This window comes from Streptomyces xantholiticus (assembly GCF_014651015.1).
Lineage (GTDB): Bacteria > Actinomycetota > Actinomycetes > Streptomycetales > Streptomycetaceae > Streptomyces > Streptomyces xantholiticus.
Genome location: NZ_BMWB01000031.1, coordinates 1 through 16,664 on the forward strand (window position 1 = coordinate 1; position 16,664 = coordinate 16,664).

General features: G+C 71.4%; 11 protein-coding genes. 1 reads left to right on the plus strand and 10 read right to left on the minus strand.

Translation table 11 applies throughout. From position 1 onward, the window contains the following. Nucleotides 1–8,629: non-ribosomal peptide synthetase (locus IE198_RS30710; RefSeq protein ID WP_189892544.1), on the minus strand; the 8,629-nt coding region annotated here is incomplete at its 3' end. A 158-nt stretch (nucleotides 8,630–8,787) separates the two neighbouring features. Here IE198_RS30710 and IE198_RS30715 point away from each other — a divergent pair. Then, complete coding sequence (locus IE198_RS30715) at nucleotides 8,788–9,378, plus strand: hypothetical protein (protein WP_189892546.1); 591 nt, start codon at nucleotides 8,788–8,790, stop codon at nucleotides 9,376–9,378. On the opposite strand, the gene IE198_RS30720 is transcribed toward IE198_RS30715, so the two are convergent. The 9 genes from IE198_RS30720 to IE198_RS30760 all read right to left on the minus strand — a co-directional run bounded on the left by IE198_RS30720 (nucleotide 9,369) and on the right by IE198_RS30760 (nucleotide 16,640). After that, nucleotides 9,369–12,080, minus strand: a complete 2,712-nt coding sequence (locus IE198_RS30720; protein WP_189892548.1) for an amino acid adenylation domain-containing protein — start codon at nucleotides 12,078–12,080, stop codon at nucleotides 9,369–9,371. The two genes, IE198_RS30715 and IE198_RS30720, sit on opposite strands and share 10 nt — an antisense overlap. Before the next feature lie 40 nt (nucleotides 12,081–12,120). Next, a complete protein-coding gene (locus tag IE198_RS30725; protein ID WP_189892550.1) occupies nucleotides 12,121–12,975 on the minus strand; it encodes an SDR family oxidoreductase in 855 nt (284 codons plus the stop codon). Next, nucleotides 12,972–13,667, minus strand: a complete 696-nt coding sequence (locus IE198_RS30730) for a thioesterase II family protein (RefSeq protein WP_229834544.1) — start codon at nucleotides 13,665–13,667, stop codon at nucleotides 12,972–12,974. The genes IE198_RS30725 and IE198_RS30730 overlap by 4 nt, the downstream gene beginning before the upstream one ends. Nucleotides 13,668–13,824: 157 nt before the next feature. Continuing rightward, nucleotides 13,825–14,040: an MbtH family protein gene (locus tag IE198_RS30735; RefSeq protein WP_189892555.1), complete on the minus strand. Its 216-nt coding sequence runs from the start codon at nucleotides 14,038–14,040 to the stop codon at nucleotides 13,825–13,827. A gap of 2 nt (nucleotides 14,041–14,042) precedes the next feature. Next, nucleotides 14,043–14,684, minus strand: coding sequence for a 2-hydroxychromene-2-carboxylate isomerase (locus tag IE198_RS30740; RefSeq protein ID WP_189892557.1), 642 nt, complete (start codon nucleotides 14,682–14,684; stop codon nucleotides 14,043–14,045). Between the two features lie 29 nt (nucleotides 14,685–14,713). Next, nucleotides 14,714–15,460, minus strand: coding sequence for a 3-oxoacyl-[acyl-carrier-protein] reductase (fabG, locus tag IE198_RS30745; RefSeq protein ID WP_189892559.1), 747 nt, complete (start codon nucleotides 15,458–15,460; stop codon nucleotides 14,714–14,716). Nucleotides 15,461–15,484: 24 nt separating this feature from the next. After that, complete coding sequence (locus tag IE198_RS30750) at nucleotides 15,485–15,970, minus strand: 3-hydroxyacyl-ACP dehydratase FabZ family protein (protein ID WP_189892561.1); 486 nt, start codon at nucleotides 15,968–15,970, stop codon at nucleotides 15,485–15,487. Then, nucleotides 15,967–16,371 (minus strand): 3-hydroxyacyl-ACP dehydratase FabZ family protein, encoded by a 405-nt coding sequence (locus IE198_RS30755; RefSeq protein WP_189892564.1) that lies wholly within the window; start codon nucleotides 16,369–16,371, stop codon nucleotides 15,967–15,969. Before IE198_RS30755 ends, IE198_RS30750 begins: the two co-directional genes overlap by 4 nt. Continuing rightward, nucleotides 16,371–16,640: an acyl carrier protein gene (locus tag IE198_RS30760; protein WP_189892566.1), complete on the minus strand. Its 270-nt coding sequence runs from the start codon at nucleotides 16,638–16,640 to the stop codon at nucleotides 16,371–16,373. Before IE198_RS30760 ends, IE198_RS30755 begins: the two co-directional genes overlap by 1 nt. Nucleotides 16,641–16,664: the final 24 nt, after the last annotated feature.

Genomic DNA, 16,664 nt, shown 5'->3' on the forward strand with positions numbered 1-16,664 from the left:
CGGCCACCGCCTGCGCGAAGCCCGTCAGCAGCACATCGTTCACACCCGCCCGGTAGGCGGCGGGGACGCGGGTGAGGAGCGCCCCGGTCACGTCTGCGGGCAGCGTCAGGGACAGGTGCCGGACGGCCGAGGCGGTGTCCACGGCCGGGTCGAGCGGACGGGCGCCGAGAGGAGCTTGCTGAACGCCGGTCAGCATGTCCTGCCACAGAGCCAGTTCGTCGCCCCGCTCCGCGGCCAGCGTGCGCAGTCCCTGCGCCCAGCGGCGGAACGAGGTCCCCACCGGCTCCAGCTCCGCACCCTCGTACGCCTGGGCCAGGTCGGGGAGGAGAACACGCCAGGAGATGCCGTCGACGACGAGGTGGTGGGCCATCAGCAGCAGGCGGCCCGCGTCCTCGAACCAGACCGCCTGCACCATCACACCCGCCTCGGGGGCGAGTCGCTGCTGCGCATCACGTGCTTCGGCGGCAATGTCCTGACGTCCGGCACGGCGGAGGAGGCCGGCTGCCGGGACGGTGCCGGGGGCGGCAACCTCCAGGTTCCAGGCGTCGTCGCCGCGCACCAGCCGCGAGCGCAGCACGTCGTGGCGGTCGAGCACACGCTGCAGTGCCGACTCGATCCGGTCGTACGTTGCGTCCACCGGGGTCTGCACCAGCATCGCCTGGTTGAACCCGTCGACCTCAGTGTCCAGTTCACGCAGCCACGCCACGATCGGCGTCTCGGGCACCAGCCCCAGAGCGGCCTTCGGGTCCTCCGCGAGAACCGAGGAGTAGCTGACGGCGAGAGCGGCGAGAGCCTCCGGGGTGCGGTGCTGGAACACCTCACGCGCCGAGAACACCAGGCCGGCCTTACGGGCACGGCTCACCAACTGAATCGAGACGATGCTGTCACCGCCCAGCTCGAAGAAGCTGTCCTCGACGGAGACCGACTCGAGGCCGAGGAGTTCGGCGAAGATGCCGCAGAGGACCTCTTCCTTGACGTTCTGCGGCTCCCGTCCCTGACCGGCTCCCGTGAACTCGGGCGTGGGGAGGGCTTTGCGGTCGAGTTTGCCGTTGACGGTCAGCGGGAGGGCGTCGAGAGCGACGAACGCGGAGGGCACCATGTAGTCCGGCAGAACGGCCGCGACATGCGCCCGCAGCGCCTCCGTGTCCAGGTCGGAGCCCGTGGTGGGGACGGTGTAGGCGACCAGACGCTTGATCCCCGGCTGGTCCTCCCGGACCACGACCGCCACCTGCGCGACCGTGGCATGAGCACCGAGCACGGTCTCGATCTCACCGAGCTCGATCCGGAACCCACGCACCTTGACCTGATCATCCGCCCGGCCCAGATACTCCAGTTCGCCGTCACGGGTCCAGCGGACGACGTCCCCCGTCCGGTACATCCGCGAACCCGACGGACCGTACGGATCGGCCACGAACCGCTCCCCGGTCAGCCCCGGCCGACGCAGATACCCCCGCGCCAGACCCGCACCCGCGATGTACAACTCACCCGCAACCCCCGCCGGCACCGGCCGCAGCGCCTCGTCCAAGACGTAGACACGAGTGTTGGGAATGGGGGTGCCGATCGTCGGCATACCCGAACCCGCCACCAGCGGCACCGACATGGTCGCCGCCACCGTCGACTCCGTCGGACCATAGGCATTCACCATCCGCCGGCCGGGAGCCCACCGGTCCACCAACTCCGCCGACGTCGCCTCACCACCCACGACCAGCGACCGGAAGAACGGATACTCCCCCGCCGGAACACTGGCCAGCGCCGCCGGCGGCACCAGAGCGTGCGACACCCGCTGCGACTCCAGCACCCCGGCCAGCACCTCACCCGCCAGCGGACCGACAGGCGGCACCACCAAAGCGGCACCCGCCGCGAACGTCATCACCAACTCCAGCACCGACGCATCGAAACTCGGCGACGCGAACTGCAGCACACGACTGTCACCGTCAACCGCGAACCGCTCCACCTCCGCCGCCGCGAAACTCGCCAAACCCGCATGCGGAACCACCACACCCTTCGGCCGCCCCGTCGACCCCGACGTATAGATCACATACGCCGGATGAGACGGCGACACCGAAACCCGCGGACTCGACGCATCCAACGACTCGTCCAGCACCGGCAGTTCACGCAGCACCAGCACCGGCCGCGCGTCCTTGAGCATGAAAGCGATCCGCTCCGCCGGATAATCCGGATCGACCGGCAGATACGCCGCCCCCGCCTTCAACACCGCCAACTGCGCCACCACAATGTCCACCGAACGCGGCAGCACCAACGCCACCACACCCTCAGGCCCCACACCCCGGCCCATCAACCACCGTGCCAGCCGGTTCGCCCGCACCTCCACCTGCGCATACGACAACACCACACCGTCCGCACCGACCACCGCCGGCGCATCCGGACGCGCCGCCACCGCAGCCTCGAACAACCCGTGGAACGTCACCGGCGCAAGCACCCGCTCCCCACCGGCCCACTCACCCAGCACCCGCGCCCGCTCACCCGCACCCAGAACGTCGACCGCACCGACCCGCACACCCGGATCAGCCGCCACCACCCCAAGCACCGACACCAACCGCGCCGCCAGCACCTCCACCGACACCCGATCGAACAGATCGACCGCGAACTCCACACTCCCCTCAAGACCCCCCACCGACTCCGCCAACGTGAACGACAGATCGAACTTCGCGGTGTTCAGGCGGACGGGCTGGCGACGGGTCTCGACGCCGGGCAGGGCGACGTCGGCCGCCGGGATGTTCTGGAGCTGGAGGGACACCTGGAAGAGGGGGTGCCTGGCCATGGAACGCTCCGGGTTGAGCACCTCCACCAGCCGCTCGAACGGCACGTCCTGGTTCGCGTACGCCGCAAGGTCCGTCTCCCGCACCCGCTCCAGCAGCTCACGGAACGTCGGATCACCCGACACGTCCGTACGCAGCACCAGCGTGTTGATGAAGAAGCCGACGAGGTCGTCGAGGGCCTCGTCCGTACGGCCGGCGATCGGGGAGCCGATCGGGATGTCCGTGCCGGCTCCGAGGCGGTGCAGCAACGTGGCCAGGGCGGCCTGGAGGACCATGAAGAGGCTGGTTCCGGTCTCGCGGGCGACCTCGGAGAGCCGGGCGTGGAGTTCGGCGGGGACCGTGAAGTCGAGGGTCTCGCCGCGGTAGCTCATCTCCGCCGGACGCGGCCGGTCCACCGGCAGCACCAGCTCCTCCGGCACCCCGGCCAGCTGACCACGCCAGTAGTCCACCTGACGCGACAGCTCACTCACCGGGTCGTCCTCGTCACCCAGCACATCCCGCTGCCACAGCGTGTAGTCCGCGTACTGCACCGGCAACGACGCGAACGCCGGCGCCGCCCCACCCCACCGCGCCGCATACGCGGCCGACAGGTCGTTCGCCAACGGAGCCAACGACCAGCCGTCGCCCGCGATGTGGTGCACGACGACGAGGAGAGCGTGGTCGTCGGGCGCAAGGGTGAACAGGTGGGCGCGTACCGGGATCTCGGAGGCGATGTCGAAGCCGTGGGCGGCAGCGGAGCTCAGCACCTCGTCGAGGGCGTCGGCGTCCGTTCCGGCGAGGTGCAGCATGGGCCGGGCCGCCGGGTCGGCGGCGTCGAGGATCAGCTGGCGGGGCCGGCCGTCCACGTCGGGGAAGAGTGTGCGCAGTGCTTCGTGGCGTGCGGTGACGTCGGCGAGCGCCGCCTCCAGGGCGTCGGTGTCGACATGCCCGGTCAGCCGCAGGGACAGGCCGAGGTTGTAGGTGCCGCTCGGGCCTTCGAGGTGGCTGAGGAACCACAGTCGTCGCTGGGCGTGCGAGAGCGGGATCTCGGCCGGGCGACGGCGTACGGACAGCGCCTCCCTGGCCTGTTCTGCGTCGCCGAGGCGCGCCGCGAGGGCGGCGACGGTGGGGGCCTCGAAGAGGTTGCGGACGGTGAGCTCGACGTCCAGAGCGGTCCGGATGCGGCTGATGAGGCGGGTGGCGAGCAGGGAGTGCCCGCCGAGGTCGAAGAAGCCGTCGTCGATGGTGACGGTCTCCAGGTCGAGCACTTCGGCGAACAGCTCGCACAGCAGGGTCTCCCTCGCGGTGCGGGGGGCGCGGCCGGTGCTGAGGTGGGTGAATTCGGGTGCGGGCAGGGCCTTGCGGTCGAGCTTGCCGTTGACCGTCACCGGAAGCCGGTCCAGGGGGAGGACGGCGGCGGGCACCATGTAGTCGGGCAGGACGGCGGCCACGTGTCGGCGCAGCTCGGCGGGGTCGGCGAGGGGGCGGGCCGGGTCGGTGGCGACGGTGTAGGCGACGAGCCGCTTGTCGCCGGGACGGTCCTCGCGGACGATCACGGCAACCTGGGCGACGTCCTCGTGGCCGAGCAGCCGTGCCTCGATCTCGCCGAGTTCGATGCGGAAGCCGCGGATCTTGACCTGGTCGTCGACGCGGCCGAGATACTCGAGTTCGCCGCCCGCGCCCCATCGCACGAGGTCGCCGGTGCGGTACATCCGCGCACCGGCCGGGCCGTACGGGTCGGCGACGAAGCGCTCGGCCGTCAGGGCGGGCCGGCCCAGGTAGCCGCGGGCGAGACCGGCGCCGGCGAGGTACAGCTCGCCCGTGACGCCCGGGGGCACGGGGCTCAGGCCCGCGTCGAGCACGTACACGCGGGTGTTGGTGATGGGCCGGCCGATGGTGGGAGTGCCCGCCCCGGCGCGCAGGGGTGCGCTCATGCTGGCGCAGACGGTGGACTCGGTGGGGCCGTAGGCGTTGACCATCTTCCGGCCCAGGGCCCAGCGGTCGACGAGCTCCGCGGAGCAGGCCTCTCCGGCGGTGACGAGGGTCATCGCGGCGGGCAGACGCGCGTCGCCCATAGCGGAGAGCACGACCGGGGGCAGGGTGGCGTGGGTGACCCGGCGCTCGGCGAGCAGGGCGGCGAGCGGTTCGCCGGCGGCCAGCCGTTCGGCGGACGAGACGATGAGCGTGGACCCGTTGAGAAGCGTGGTGAGGATCTCCCACATCGACGCGTCGAAGCTGGGTGACGAGAACTGCAGCACCCGGTGGCCCGTGCCGCCTCCGAACCAGGTGCGGTGGGCGGCGGCCATGCTGGCGACGCCGGTGTGGCTGACGACGACGCCCTTGGGGCGGCCGGTGGAGCCGGAGGTGTAGATGACGTACGCGGCGTCGAGCGGCACGAGGTCGGTCACCCGGTGTCCGTCGGTGGGCAGTTCGCTCTCGTCGAGAAGCAGCCGCTCGGGCCCGTCGGCCGGGAGCGTGCTCTGGAGGGCTGCGGTGGTGACGACGAGCGCGGGGCCCGCGTCGTCGAGGATGTACGCGATGCGGTCGGCGGGGTAGGCGGGGTCGACGGGCACGTAGGCGGCGCCGGCCTTCATCGCGGCCAGGAGGGAGACGACGGTGTCCGCGGAGCGTCCCAGGGCGACGGCCACGGACGCGCCGCGGCGGACGCCGCGGTCGCGCAGGAGTGCGGCCAGGCGGGCGGCGCGGGTGTCGAGCTCCGCGTAGGTGTAGGACGTGTCGTCGGCGATCAGTGCGGTGGCGTCCGGTGTGGCGCTCACCTGCGCGGCGAACAGCTCGGGGGCGGTGGCGTACGGGAGGTCCTGGGCGGTGTCGTTCCAGCCGGTGAGGATCTCTTCGCGTTCCTCGTCGGACAGGATGCCGGCGGCCGCGACCCGGCCGTCCGGGTCGGCGGTGACGGCGGCGAAGAGCCGCAGGAAGCGCTCCCCGATCCCGGCGGCGGTGGACTCGTCGAACAGGTCGCGGGCGTACTCGACGCGGACCTCCACACCGGCCGGCTCGCCGGTGTCCGTGAAGCGCTCGCCGAGCCGGAACGCGAGGTCGAACTTGGCGGTGTCCGTCTCCAGACCGCGCGGGGACGCGCTGACGCCCGGCAGGTCCAGCACGGGTGCCTCGTTGTCCTCGAGTGCCAGGGTGACCTGCGCCAGAGGGTGGCGGGCGAGGGAACGCACCGGGTTGAGGATCTCGACCAGCCGCTCGAACGGCACGTCCTGGTTGGCGTAGGCGGCGAGGTCCGTCTCCCGTACCCGGTCCACGAGCTGACGGAACGTCGGGTCGCCGGAGACGTCGGTGCGCAGCACCAGCGTGTTGACGAAGAAGCCGACCAGGTCGCTCACGGCCTCGTCGGTGCGGCCCGCGATGACCGTGCCGACGGGAATGTCCTCGCCGGCGCCGAGCCGGTTCAGCAGTGCCGCGAGGGCGGCCTGCGCCACCATGAAGACGCTCGCGCCGCTGTGGTTGGCCACGTCGCGCAGCCGTGCGTGGACCTCCGGCGTGAGCCGGAGCGAGACCTTTCCGCCTTCGTGGCTCGCCACCGCCGGACGCGGCCGGTCCACGGGCAGGACGAGTTCCTCCGGCAGCCCGGCCAGCGTGGTCCGCCAGTGCGCGATCTGCTGGGCGAGGACGCTCGCGGGGTCGTTCTCGTCGCCGAGGAGCTCCTGCTGCCAGAGCGTGTAGTCGGCGTACTGCACGGGCAGCGGCGTGAACAGGGGTGCTCCGCCTGCGAGTCGGGCCGTGTAGGCGGCCGACAGGTCGCGGGTGAACGGCGCGACCGACCAGCCGTCGCCCGCGATGTGGTGCACCACCACGAGCAGGACGTGCCGTTCGGGGGCGAGGGTGAACAGATGGGCGCGCACGGGTGTCTCGGAGGCGAGGTCGAAGCCGCGGTGGGCCGCCTCGCGGAGCTCACGCTCGAGCTCGCCTTCCCTGACGTGGACGGTGACCAGTTCGGGCCGGGCGTCCTCGGGGGCGAGGATGTGCTGATGCGGGGCGCCGTCGAGCACGGGGAACACGGTCCGCAGGCTCTCGTGCCGGGCGACGACGTCCGCGAGCGCGGTGCGCAGGGCCTCGACGTCCAGCCCGCCGGACAGTTCCACCGTCAGACCGTCGTTGTAGGCGGCGCCGCCGCTCTCCATCTGGTTCAGGAACCACAGCCGGTTCTGCGCCGCGGACAGGGGCAGCCGCTCGGGCCGGGTGCGGACCGTGAGGGCCGGCCGGGCGCCGGGTGCGAACCCGAGCGCTTCCGCGAGGGTGGCGACGGTGGCGTTCTCGAACACGGTGCGCAGCGTGAGTTCCGCGTTCAGCTCGCGCCGGATCCGGCCGACGAGCCGGGTCACCTGCAGCGAGCTGCCGCCACGGAGGAAGAAGTTGTCGTCGACGGAGACGATGTCCTCGCCCAGCACCTCGGAGAAGAGGCGGCACAGCGCCTCCTCCTGGGCGGTGCGGGGCGCCCGGTGCCCGGCGGCCGTCACGGCCTGCTCCGTGTTCGTCGGCTCGTCGGTCCGCCGTCGCACGGGCAGGCCCGCGAGCTGCTCGGTGTCGAGCGCGATGGAGTCCACCCGCTCGTCCAGGGCGGCGGAGCCGAGCCGGTGCAGGAAGTCCAGGAAGGTCTGCTGGTAGGCGCGGAGCGCATCGTCCTCGTACAGGTCCGGATTGGCGTCGAAGTCGATCTGCAGCCCGGCGCCGGTGCCCCGGTCGTAGACGATGAAGGAGATGTCGTCCGCGGGGCCGATGGACAGGTTGTGCGGCTGGGCCGGGTGTCCGCCGAAGGTGACGTCGTAGTCGAACATCATGATGTTGACGTGCGGTCCGACGAGACGCCGTTCGTCGGCGAGCATGCCGAGGTCACGACGCAGGTCCTCGAACTGGTAGCGCTGGTGCTTCATCGCCGCGCGCATCTCGGCGGAGACCCGGCCCAGCAGTTCGCCGACGGTGACACCCGGCTCGAAGGCGATGCGCAGCGGCACCACGTTGGAGACCATGCCGGGGACGCTCCGGGCGGTGCGGCCGAGACGGGTGGAGACCGGCAGGCCGAGCACGATCTCAGGGGCGCCGGTGAGGTTCTTCAGCCATGCGGCCACGGCCGCGAGCAGTGCCGGCGGCCAGGTGACGGAGGCGTCGGAGGCCAGGTCGCGCAGCCGGTCGGTGTCGGCGGGGGCGAGGTGGGCGGTGCGGCGGGCCAGGGAGCGGGCGAGGGTGGGCTGTTCACCGGAGAGGCTGACCGGCTCGGGGCACTCCTTGAGCCGGTCGATCCAGTAGGCCCGGTCGCCCGCGAACCGCTCGGAGTCCTGGTATCCGCCCTTCTCCTCGAGGAGGAGGGCCAGTGGGGCGAAGGGGGTGTCGGGTACGGCTTCACCCGCCACCAGCGCGGAGTACACCTCGGCCGTCCGCCGGGCCACCATGTTGACGGTGAAGCCGTCGACCAGCAGATGGTGGTAGCGCTGCAGCCACAGGTGGCGGTCCTCGGCGACCTTGAAGAGGGCGAAGAGGAAGAGCTGGTCGTGCTCGGTGTCCAGGGGCTTGGCGAAGTCCTCGGCCATCCAGGCGCGGGCCGCGGCCGTGGGGTCGGGCTCGCCGCTGACGTCCACCACGTTCAGGGACCAGTCGAGGCCTTCCGGCGGGACGATCGTGGCGACAGGGCCGCCGTCCGCCTCGAAGAAGCGCAGCCGCAGGGTCTCGGCCTCGGCGACCACCCGCCGCAGGGCCGCCTCGAAAAGGCCGGCGTCGACCGGTCCCGCGATGTCCAGGAATTCGCCGGTGTTGAAGATCGTGTTCTGCGGATTCAACTGCTGCGCGTACCACACGCCCGACTGGGCAGCGGTCAGCGGAAGAAGGGCGCCCCGAACGTCAGACACAACCACTCACCCTCAATGCAGTGATGAATACGAAACTGCCAAGCATGGCAACCTGGCCATGTCTAACAGTCCGCTTTCGGCCGGGACAACGGCACTTGCAGAAAGCTGCCACCCGACGCCCGAGGCCCGTGCCGGGCACGCGTGCTAGCGTCGCCGGTATGACCGGAGACACGAAATCAGAGGCAACTCTGCTCGATCGTCACATGCCGAAATGGCATTTTCGCGAGCACCATTGGGTGGCGGTTCGGGCACCACGCGAGGAAGTGCTGCGGGCCGCCCGCGAACTGACCTGGCGGCAGGCGCCGGTGGCCCGCTTCCTGCTGGGCTTCACCCGGAACCGGCTGCGTCCCGGTGACCGGGTGCTCGATGATTTCGCCAAGGGCGGGGACACCGTACTCGCCCTGGGCGACGACGAGTTCCTGTACGGCGGGATCGGCTCGCAGGCCGGCCCGGTGACCCCGGACCGGCCGATGCACGAGGTGTTCCTGGACTACGCGGAGCCCGGCTGCACCAAGGTCGGTTTCCATATGCGCTATTCCGACGGGATACTGGCCACGGAGACCCGCATTCTCGCCACGGACGAGAAGACCCGGCGCAGCTTCGGCCGTTACTGGGCACTGATCCGCATTCCGAGCGGGATCATCCGGATCTCATTGCTGGCCGCTGTGAAGCGCCAGGTCGACGGCGGAAGAAAAGGGTCTGCGGGCCGCTCGGCGGAGCGGCCCGCAGACAGTTGCGGTCAGACCTGAGCGTCCCGCACGAGTTCGACGAAACGGCCTGCCGTCGAGTTGCGATAGAAGTCCTGTGTCGCAACCTTCGGCAGGCCTTTTTCGCGCATTTCCCGCAGCACCCGGATGACCAGCAGCGAATTGCCGCCGAGCTCGAAGAAGTTGTCCTTCAGAGTGACTTCGGTGTTGAGTGCGTGTCCCCAGAGCCCCAGAATCTGCTCGGTGAGCCGGTCGTGTTCACCGTCGAGCGTCCCGGCCGGCTCGGCCGCCTCGCCCGTCGCGGCGTCCGGGTCCGTCGAGCGGCCCCCGGCCGGCCGCGCCGCCTCGGGCGCCGGCAGTGCCGCCGTGTCCACCTTGCCGTTGATGGTCAGCGGGATGGCGGGGAGTTCGGTCACCGAGGCCGGGACCATGTACGCGGGGAGCACGCCGCGGGCGTGGGCCAGCACGTCGGTGGTGGAGACCGCCGCGCGCAGTGCCACATAGGCGTCGATACGGGCGGTCGCGGAGTCTCCCGGGGTGTCGTGGTTGAGCACGGCCGCCGCACCCGCGACGGCGGGGTGGCTGAGCAGCACGTTGCGGATCTCGTCGAGTTCGATGCGGTGACCGCGCACCTTGACCTGGCTGTCCAGCCGGCCGAGGTGGTCGAGGCTCCCGTCGGGCCGCAGCCGTCCCCGGTCGCCACTGCGGTAGATCCGGCCGCCGCCGTACGGATCGGTGATGAAGCGCTCCGTCGTGAGCTCGGGCTGCCCGAGGTAACGGTCGGCGACGCCGGAGCCGCCGACGCAGATCTCCCCGGGGACACCGAGCGGCAGGAGCCTGCCACGGGGGTCGCGTACCGAGAGGGTCCAGCCGGGCAGCGCGGCGCCGACCTTGCGGCCCGCGGCAAGGACGTCGGCGGGGGTCACCGTGTGCGCCGTGACGTGGACCGTGGTCTCCGTGATGCCGAACATGTTCACGAGCCGGCAGTCGGTGTGGGAGTGTCGGGCGAACCAGGGGCCGAGCATCCGCACGTCGAGCGGCTCGCCGCCGAAGACGACCAGGCGCAGCGAGAGTTCCTCCGGCCGCTGCCGGTCCGCCTCGACGATCTGGGCGAACGCGGACGGCGTCTGGTTGAGCACGGTCACCCCCTCGCGCACGAGGAGTTCGTGGAAGAGGTCGGTGTCGCGCGTCACCCAGTAGTCGACGATCACCAGGCGGCCACCGGTGAGCAGGCAGCCCCAGATCTCCCAGACGGAGAAGTCGAAGGCGCTGGAGTGGAAGAGCGTCCACACGTCGGAGCCACCGAGCCCGAAGTCCTCGCGGGTGGCCTCCAGGAGGGCGGCGACGTTGCGGTGGGGCACGACGACGCCCTTGGGGCGCCCGGTCGAGCCGGAGGTGTAGATGACGTAGGCGGTGGCGGAGCCGTCCTCGGACTGGGCGGGCACGGTGTGGCCGTCGCCGAGGGTGCGCAGTTCGGCGGGGGTGACCACCCGGACGCCGTCGATGGGGGGGAACGGCTCGTCCGCGCCGCCGACGACCACGGACGCCCCGGCGTTCTCCACGGTGTAGCGCAGCCGCTCCTGCGGGTAGCGCAGGTCCATCGGCACGTAGGCGCAGCCGGCCTTGAGGATGCCGAGCATGGTCACGACCAGGTCGGCGTTGCGCTCCAGGGCCAGGCCGACCAGGCTGCCGGGTTCCACGCCGAGCGCCGCGAGGCCGGCCGCGGTCCGCTCGGCGCGCGCGTCGAGCTCGGCGTAGGTGAGGCTGGTGTCACCGGCGGTGAGGGCCACCGCGTCGGGGCGCTGCCGGGCGACGTCGGCGAAGCGTCCGTGCAGTGTGCGGCCGGCGGCTTCGGGGCTGCCCACGGGCGGGGTGACGCCCAGCCGCAGCACGGCCTCGGCCTCGCCCGCCGTCATCAGTTCCACGGTGTCGAGGGTGCGCCCGCCGTCCTCGGCCAGCTGACCGGCCACATGGGCGACATGGCCGGCGAAGCGTTCTGCGACGACCGGGGCCACGGCACCGAGGTCGTGGCGGAGCACGCCGGTTGCCGTGCCGTCCTCGTGGCGCAGGAAGTGGAGTTCCGCGGGAACGGCCGGGGCGAGATTCGGCAGCCGCCGCTCCCCCGGCCTGGCCGCGTCGATGCGCAGGGCGATACCGGGCAGTGCCTCGCCGTCCGCCTTGCGCAGGGCTGCGAGGAAGTCGGTGGCGCGCTGCGACTCGTCGACCGGCCGGCCCGTTCCGTAGCGGGCGAGGACCAGCAGGGCCGCCCCGGTGAGCAGGGCGTCGTCGGTGCGTACGGCGGCGGGCAGCGGCACCGGCACCTCACCGGTGCGGCCGGCGAGCGCCGGGTCGCCGAGGCCCCACTCCGGCGGCGCGGCGACCTCCTGCCGGGCGGCCGCCCCGCTGGTGCGCCCGAAGGTGAAGCGCGGCTCGTCGAAGGTGACTTCGTGGCGGCCCACCAGGACGAGGTCGGCGTCGCCGTCGGCGTACCGCAGCAGCACCGCGCGCAGCGGCAGCGCCTCGGTGTGCAGCGGCCGTTCGGCCTCCGCGGCGGCCCGGCGCCGGGCGGCCGGGTGGTCGGCGGTGAAGGGCAGCGCCTCCTCCCACAGCCTGAGCCGTGCGGCCGGCTCCGGCCAGGAGGCGGCGGCTCCGGCACGCAGGCGGCGCTCCAGTTCGGCGGCATCGACCGGGCCCGGCACCCGGATCACCAGGCTGTGGCAGGACCTGGCCTGACTTCTCGACATGGCGGGACTCCTGAAGCAGTGCGAGGTGTGTGGTGGCGGGTCAGCGGGCGCTGAAGCCGCCGTCGACGGTGAGCGTGGTCCCGGTGACCTGCCGGGAGTCGTCCCCCGCGAGCCAGACGGCCGCGCCCGCGATGTCCTGGGGCTCGATGAGGGAGTTCATCGGCTGGGACTGGACGAAGATCTCCTCGTGCTCGTCGACGTCGACCTCGAGGGAGCGCGCGATCTCGGCGAGCATCCGGCCCTCGTTGAGCGGGTCGTCGCGTACGGAGCCGGGGCACAGGGCATTGACCCGCACCCGGAACGGCGCGTAGTCGAGGGCGGCGGCCTTGGTCAGGCCGATCAGGCCGTGCTTGGCGGCGACGTAGCCGGCGAAGTGCCGGTAGCCCACGAGACCCGCGGTGGACGCCACGTTGATGACGCTTCCGGACCGTTGTCGCACCATGGCCGGCACCACGGCCTTCGTCATCCGCCAGGCACCGGTGAGGTCGATGCCGACCATCAGGTCCCACTCGTCCTCGGCGATCTCGTGCACGGCCTTGCCGGAAGGGGCGGCGATGCCCGCGTTGTTGAGCAGCACGTCCACCGTTCCGAACCGCTCCAGCGTCTGCCGGGCGGCTTCCTCGACGGCCTCGGGCCGGCGCACGTCGGCGGTGACGGTGACGACGGCCGCGCCGTGTGCCCGGCACAGCTTCGCGGTGTGCTCCAGCTGACTCCCGGAGCCGAGCGGGTACGGGACTCCGGGCAGGTCCCCGCCGACGTCGACGAGGACCAGGTCGGCCCCTTCCTCCGCGAACCGCACCGCGCAGGCCCTGCCGAGGCCGCGGGCGGCCCCGGTGACGACGGCGGTCTTGCCGCCCAGCAGCGCGCGCGGCGTCCGTTCCCGGGTGGCCGTCATGACGCAAGCGCCGCGGCGACCGCGTCGATGAGCGGCAGCGGCGAGTCGATGAGGTACATGTGGCCGCCGTCCGGCTCCACCAGGCGGAAGGCCCCGGTGGTGGCGCTGCGCCACTCCTCGGCCTGCTCGCGCGTGACCAACTGGTCGCCTGTGGCGCGCAGCGACGTGATGCCGGTGCGCAGCGGTTCGTCGGAGACGGGCTTGTAGTTCTCGTGCATCTCCACGTCGGCCCGCAGGATCGGCAGCAGCAGCTCGCGCATGTCCGGGTCGGCCAGTGCGTCGTGCTCGTATCCCGCGAACTCCTGGACACGGGCGAGGAATTCGCTGTCCGGCAGTCCGGTGGCCCGGCGGGTGCGGCCGGTCCAGGGCCCCGGGGAGCCGCTGACGAAGAGGTGGCTCAGCTCGACAGCGGGATCGTGCTCGAGCCTGCGGGCGAGTTCGTAGGCGAGTACGGCGCCGAGACTGTGTCCGAAGAGGGCCACGGGGTCGTCGCCGGCCAGGTCGGCGATCTGCGGGGCGAGCGCGTCGGCGGCCTCGACGACGTCGTGGAACGGCTCGTCGATGAACCGCTCCTCGCGGCCCGGGAGCTGCAGGGGCACGATGCGCGGAGCGTGGTCGGGCAGGTCTTTCCAGGCGCGGTAGAAACCGGCGCCGCCTCCCGCGAAGGGGAGGCACACCAGTGCATGGGTCATGAGCGGCATCGCTTTCTGAAAGGGTGCTGCTTCCCTCGAGGCGGCGTGGGTGCCGCGCTCGCAGCGGCGTCAGTGCCACGGTCACATCGGCGAGGCCCTCGGGCAACGGGCGTTGCAGATTGCTGCCAACGCCCGTTGCCCGGCCGCCCGTGGGGGGTCAGGCGGCGTCCATGGCGACGGCGAGGGACTTCGGCCGCATGTCGGTCCAGTTCTCGTTGATGTGGTCGAGGCAGGCCTGGCGGCTGTCCTCGCCGTGGACGACCGTCCAGCCGGCCGGCACCTCGGCGAAGGCGGGCCAGAGGGAGTGCTGGTTCTCCTCATTGACGAGGACGAAGTAGCGCGCGTCGTCGTTCTCGAAGGGGTTGGTCGCCATGGTCAGTCTTCCTTCACTGTGTGTCGGTCGAAGTGGGCACGGACCGTTCCGACGAAGTCGGGCAGCCGGTCCACACCCCAGAACTTGTCGAATCCGCTGATGAAGAACGGCACCCCGAACACCCCGTCCCGGTGCAGGGAGCCCAGGGCCGCGAGGCCGCGCTCGCGTATCTGCGGATCCTGGTGCGCGCCGGCGAGCACGAGGGGGTCGAGGCCGAGCGTCTTGCCGATCCGGCCCATGGTCTCGGGCTCGGAGATGTCCTCACCGAGCTCCCACCGCGCGCGGTAGGTCTCGTCGATGAACTCCCGCCCGGCGCCCAGTTCGTCGGCCGCCAGATAGGCGAGGTGCGACACCTCCCAGCGCGGCGCCGGGTCCACGGGCCACACCATCTCGAGGCCGCGGGCCCGGGCGAGCCTGCGGACGTCCTGAAGGATGTAGAGGTGCTTCTCCTTGGACATCGCCACGTACGGCAGCGCGATGTCGTTGCGCTCGAGGTGGTCCTGGGCGGACTCGTCCGGCTCCCAGAACGGCAGCCATTCGATCCGCTCGGCCACGTCCGGGTGGCTGCCGGTCAGGTCCCGGTACGCCATCCAGGAGTACGGGCTGCGGAAGGAGAAGTACCAGCGTGGTCCGCGTCGTGCCATCACCGCCTCCAAGGGGGTTCGCGGATGGATCAGATGGTGATGCCGCCGTCGATCTGGAGCACGGCTCCGGTGATGTAGGCGGCCCGGTCGGAGACGAGAAAGGCGACGAGGTCGGCCACCTCTTCCGCCGTGCCCATGCGGCGCAGCGGGATGGAGGAGAGCGCCTCCTTGCGGGCCTTGTCGTTCATCGCCGCGACCATGTCGGTCTCGATGAAGCCGGGGGCGACCGCGTTGACGCGGATACCGGACCGGCCGGTCTCCTTTGCCAGGGCACGGGAGAAGCCGATGATCCCGGCCTTGGAGGCGGAGTAGTTGGTCTGCGTGCCGTGCCCGTACACGCCGGCGACGGAGGAGATGTTGACGATCGCTCCGCTGCGGCGCTTCATCATGCCGAAGACGACGGACCGGCAGACGTGGTAGACGCCGTCCAGATTGGTGTCGATGACCTGGTGCCACTGCTCGTCCTCCATGAGGACCAGTGGGTTGTCACGGGTGATACCGGCGGCCGTGACGGCCGCGTCGATCTGCCCGAACTCCTCCTCGGTGGCGCTGATCCAGGCCCGTACGGACTCGGCGTCGGCGACGTCGACCCGGCTTCCCGTCACGCGTACGCCGAGCTCCGCGGTCTCCTTCTCCAGCGTGCGCGCGGACTCGTCGTCCGAGCGGTAGCAGAAGGCGACGTCGAATCCGTCGCGGGCGAGGGCGTGGACGGTGGCCCTGCCGATGCCGCGCGAGCCTCCGGTGACGAGGGCCACCCGGTTCGTGGTGTCTCCCATGATGTCTCTCCGTGAGTGTGCGAATCAGGTGGTCGCGGCGGCGGGGCGCAGCGCCTCTGCGGGCCGGAAGGCCATGACGATGCGGCCGACGCTCATCACCGTCTCGCCGGCCGAACGGCACTCGCCCTCGAACAGAACGGTGTCGTCGACCCGGCGGTGGAGCCTGACCCTGTGCTCCAGGACCTCGCCGGGCAGCACGGGCCGGTGGAACTCGACCCCGGTCATGGAGCCGAAGAGCATGACCTGCCCGTCGAGGACGTCCGGGTTGGGGTCGTCCCAGGTGGCGAGGACGCCGGCCGACTGGCACCAGGACTCCACGAGCAGGGACTTGGGGTAGGCGAAGTCCTCCTCAAGACTCTGCGGGCCGAGCTTCTCGTACCAGGGCTCGTTGCAGGTGACCGCCTTGAGCGCGGTCAGCCGCTCGCCGGGTACGACGTCGACGACCCGGTCCACGAGCAGCATCGGGAAGCGGTGCGGCAGCCGTGCCCGGATGTCACGCTGTCCGGTCATGCCGCCACCTCCGGGGCCGCGGTGCGGGCGCGGTAGCGCAGCCGTACGGTCGCGGCGTCACCGCGCCGGGTGGCGAGCTTCGCCCGGCACAGCCAGTCCCCGGCGGGGGTCTGCTTCCAGCCCATGGCGATCTCCAGCCGGTCGCCGGGGAAGACGGGCCCGGTGAACCGGGTCGACTCCACTGCGGCCAGCTCGGCCGCCTTCGCACCACCGGGTGCGGTGGCCACGGCCGCGAGATGGGTGCACTCCACCAGGCAGACACCGGGGAAGATCGGAAAGCCCGGGTAGTGGCCGGGCAGCACGGTCTCGCTGTCCTCGACGGTGAAGCGGGCGGCGGTGTGCGACTCGTCCTCGGCGGGCAGCACCTCGACCCGTCCCGCGAGCGGGCTCGCGGCGGACATCAGGCCGCTCGCTGCGCCGCGTCGAGTTTGCCGAGCAGCAGGTCGTAGGCGCTCTGCAGGGTGACGATCTGCTTGAGCTCGGACTCCGGCAGCTTGATGCCGTACTTCTTCTCCAGCACGACGACGATCTCCAGGGCCATGAGCGAGTCGACCTCCAGGTCGTCGACGAACCTGGCGTCGTCGGTGATCTCGGACTCGTCGACGTCCAGCACCTGGGCCACGACGGCACGCAGTTCTTCCTTGTCCAGCACGGTTGGGGTTCCTCTCATCAGCTGGTGGTGGGGCGGGGCCTG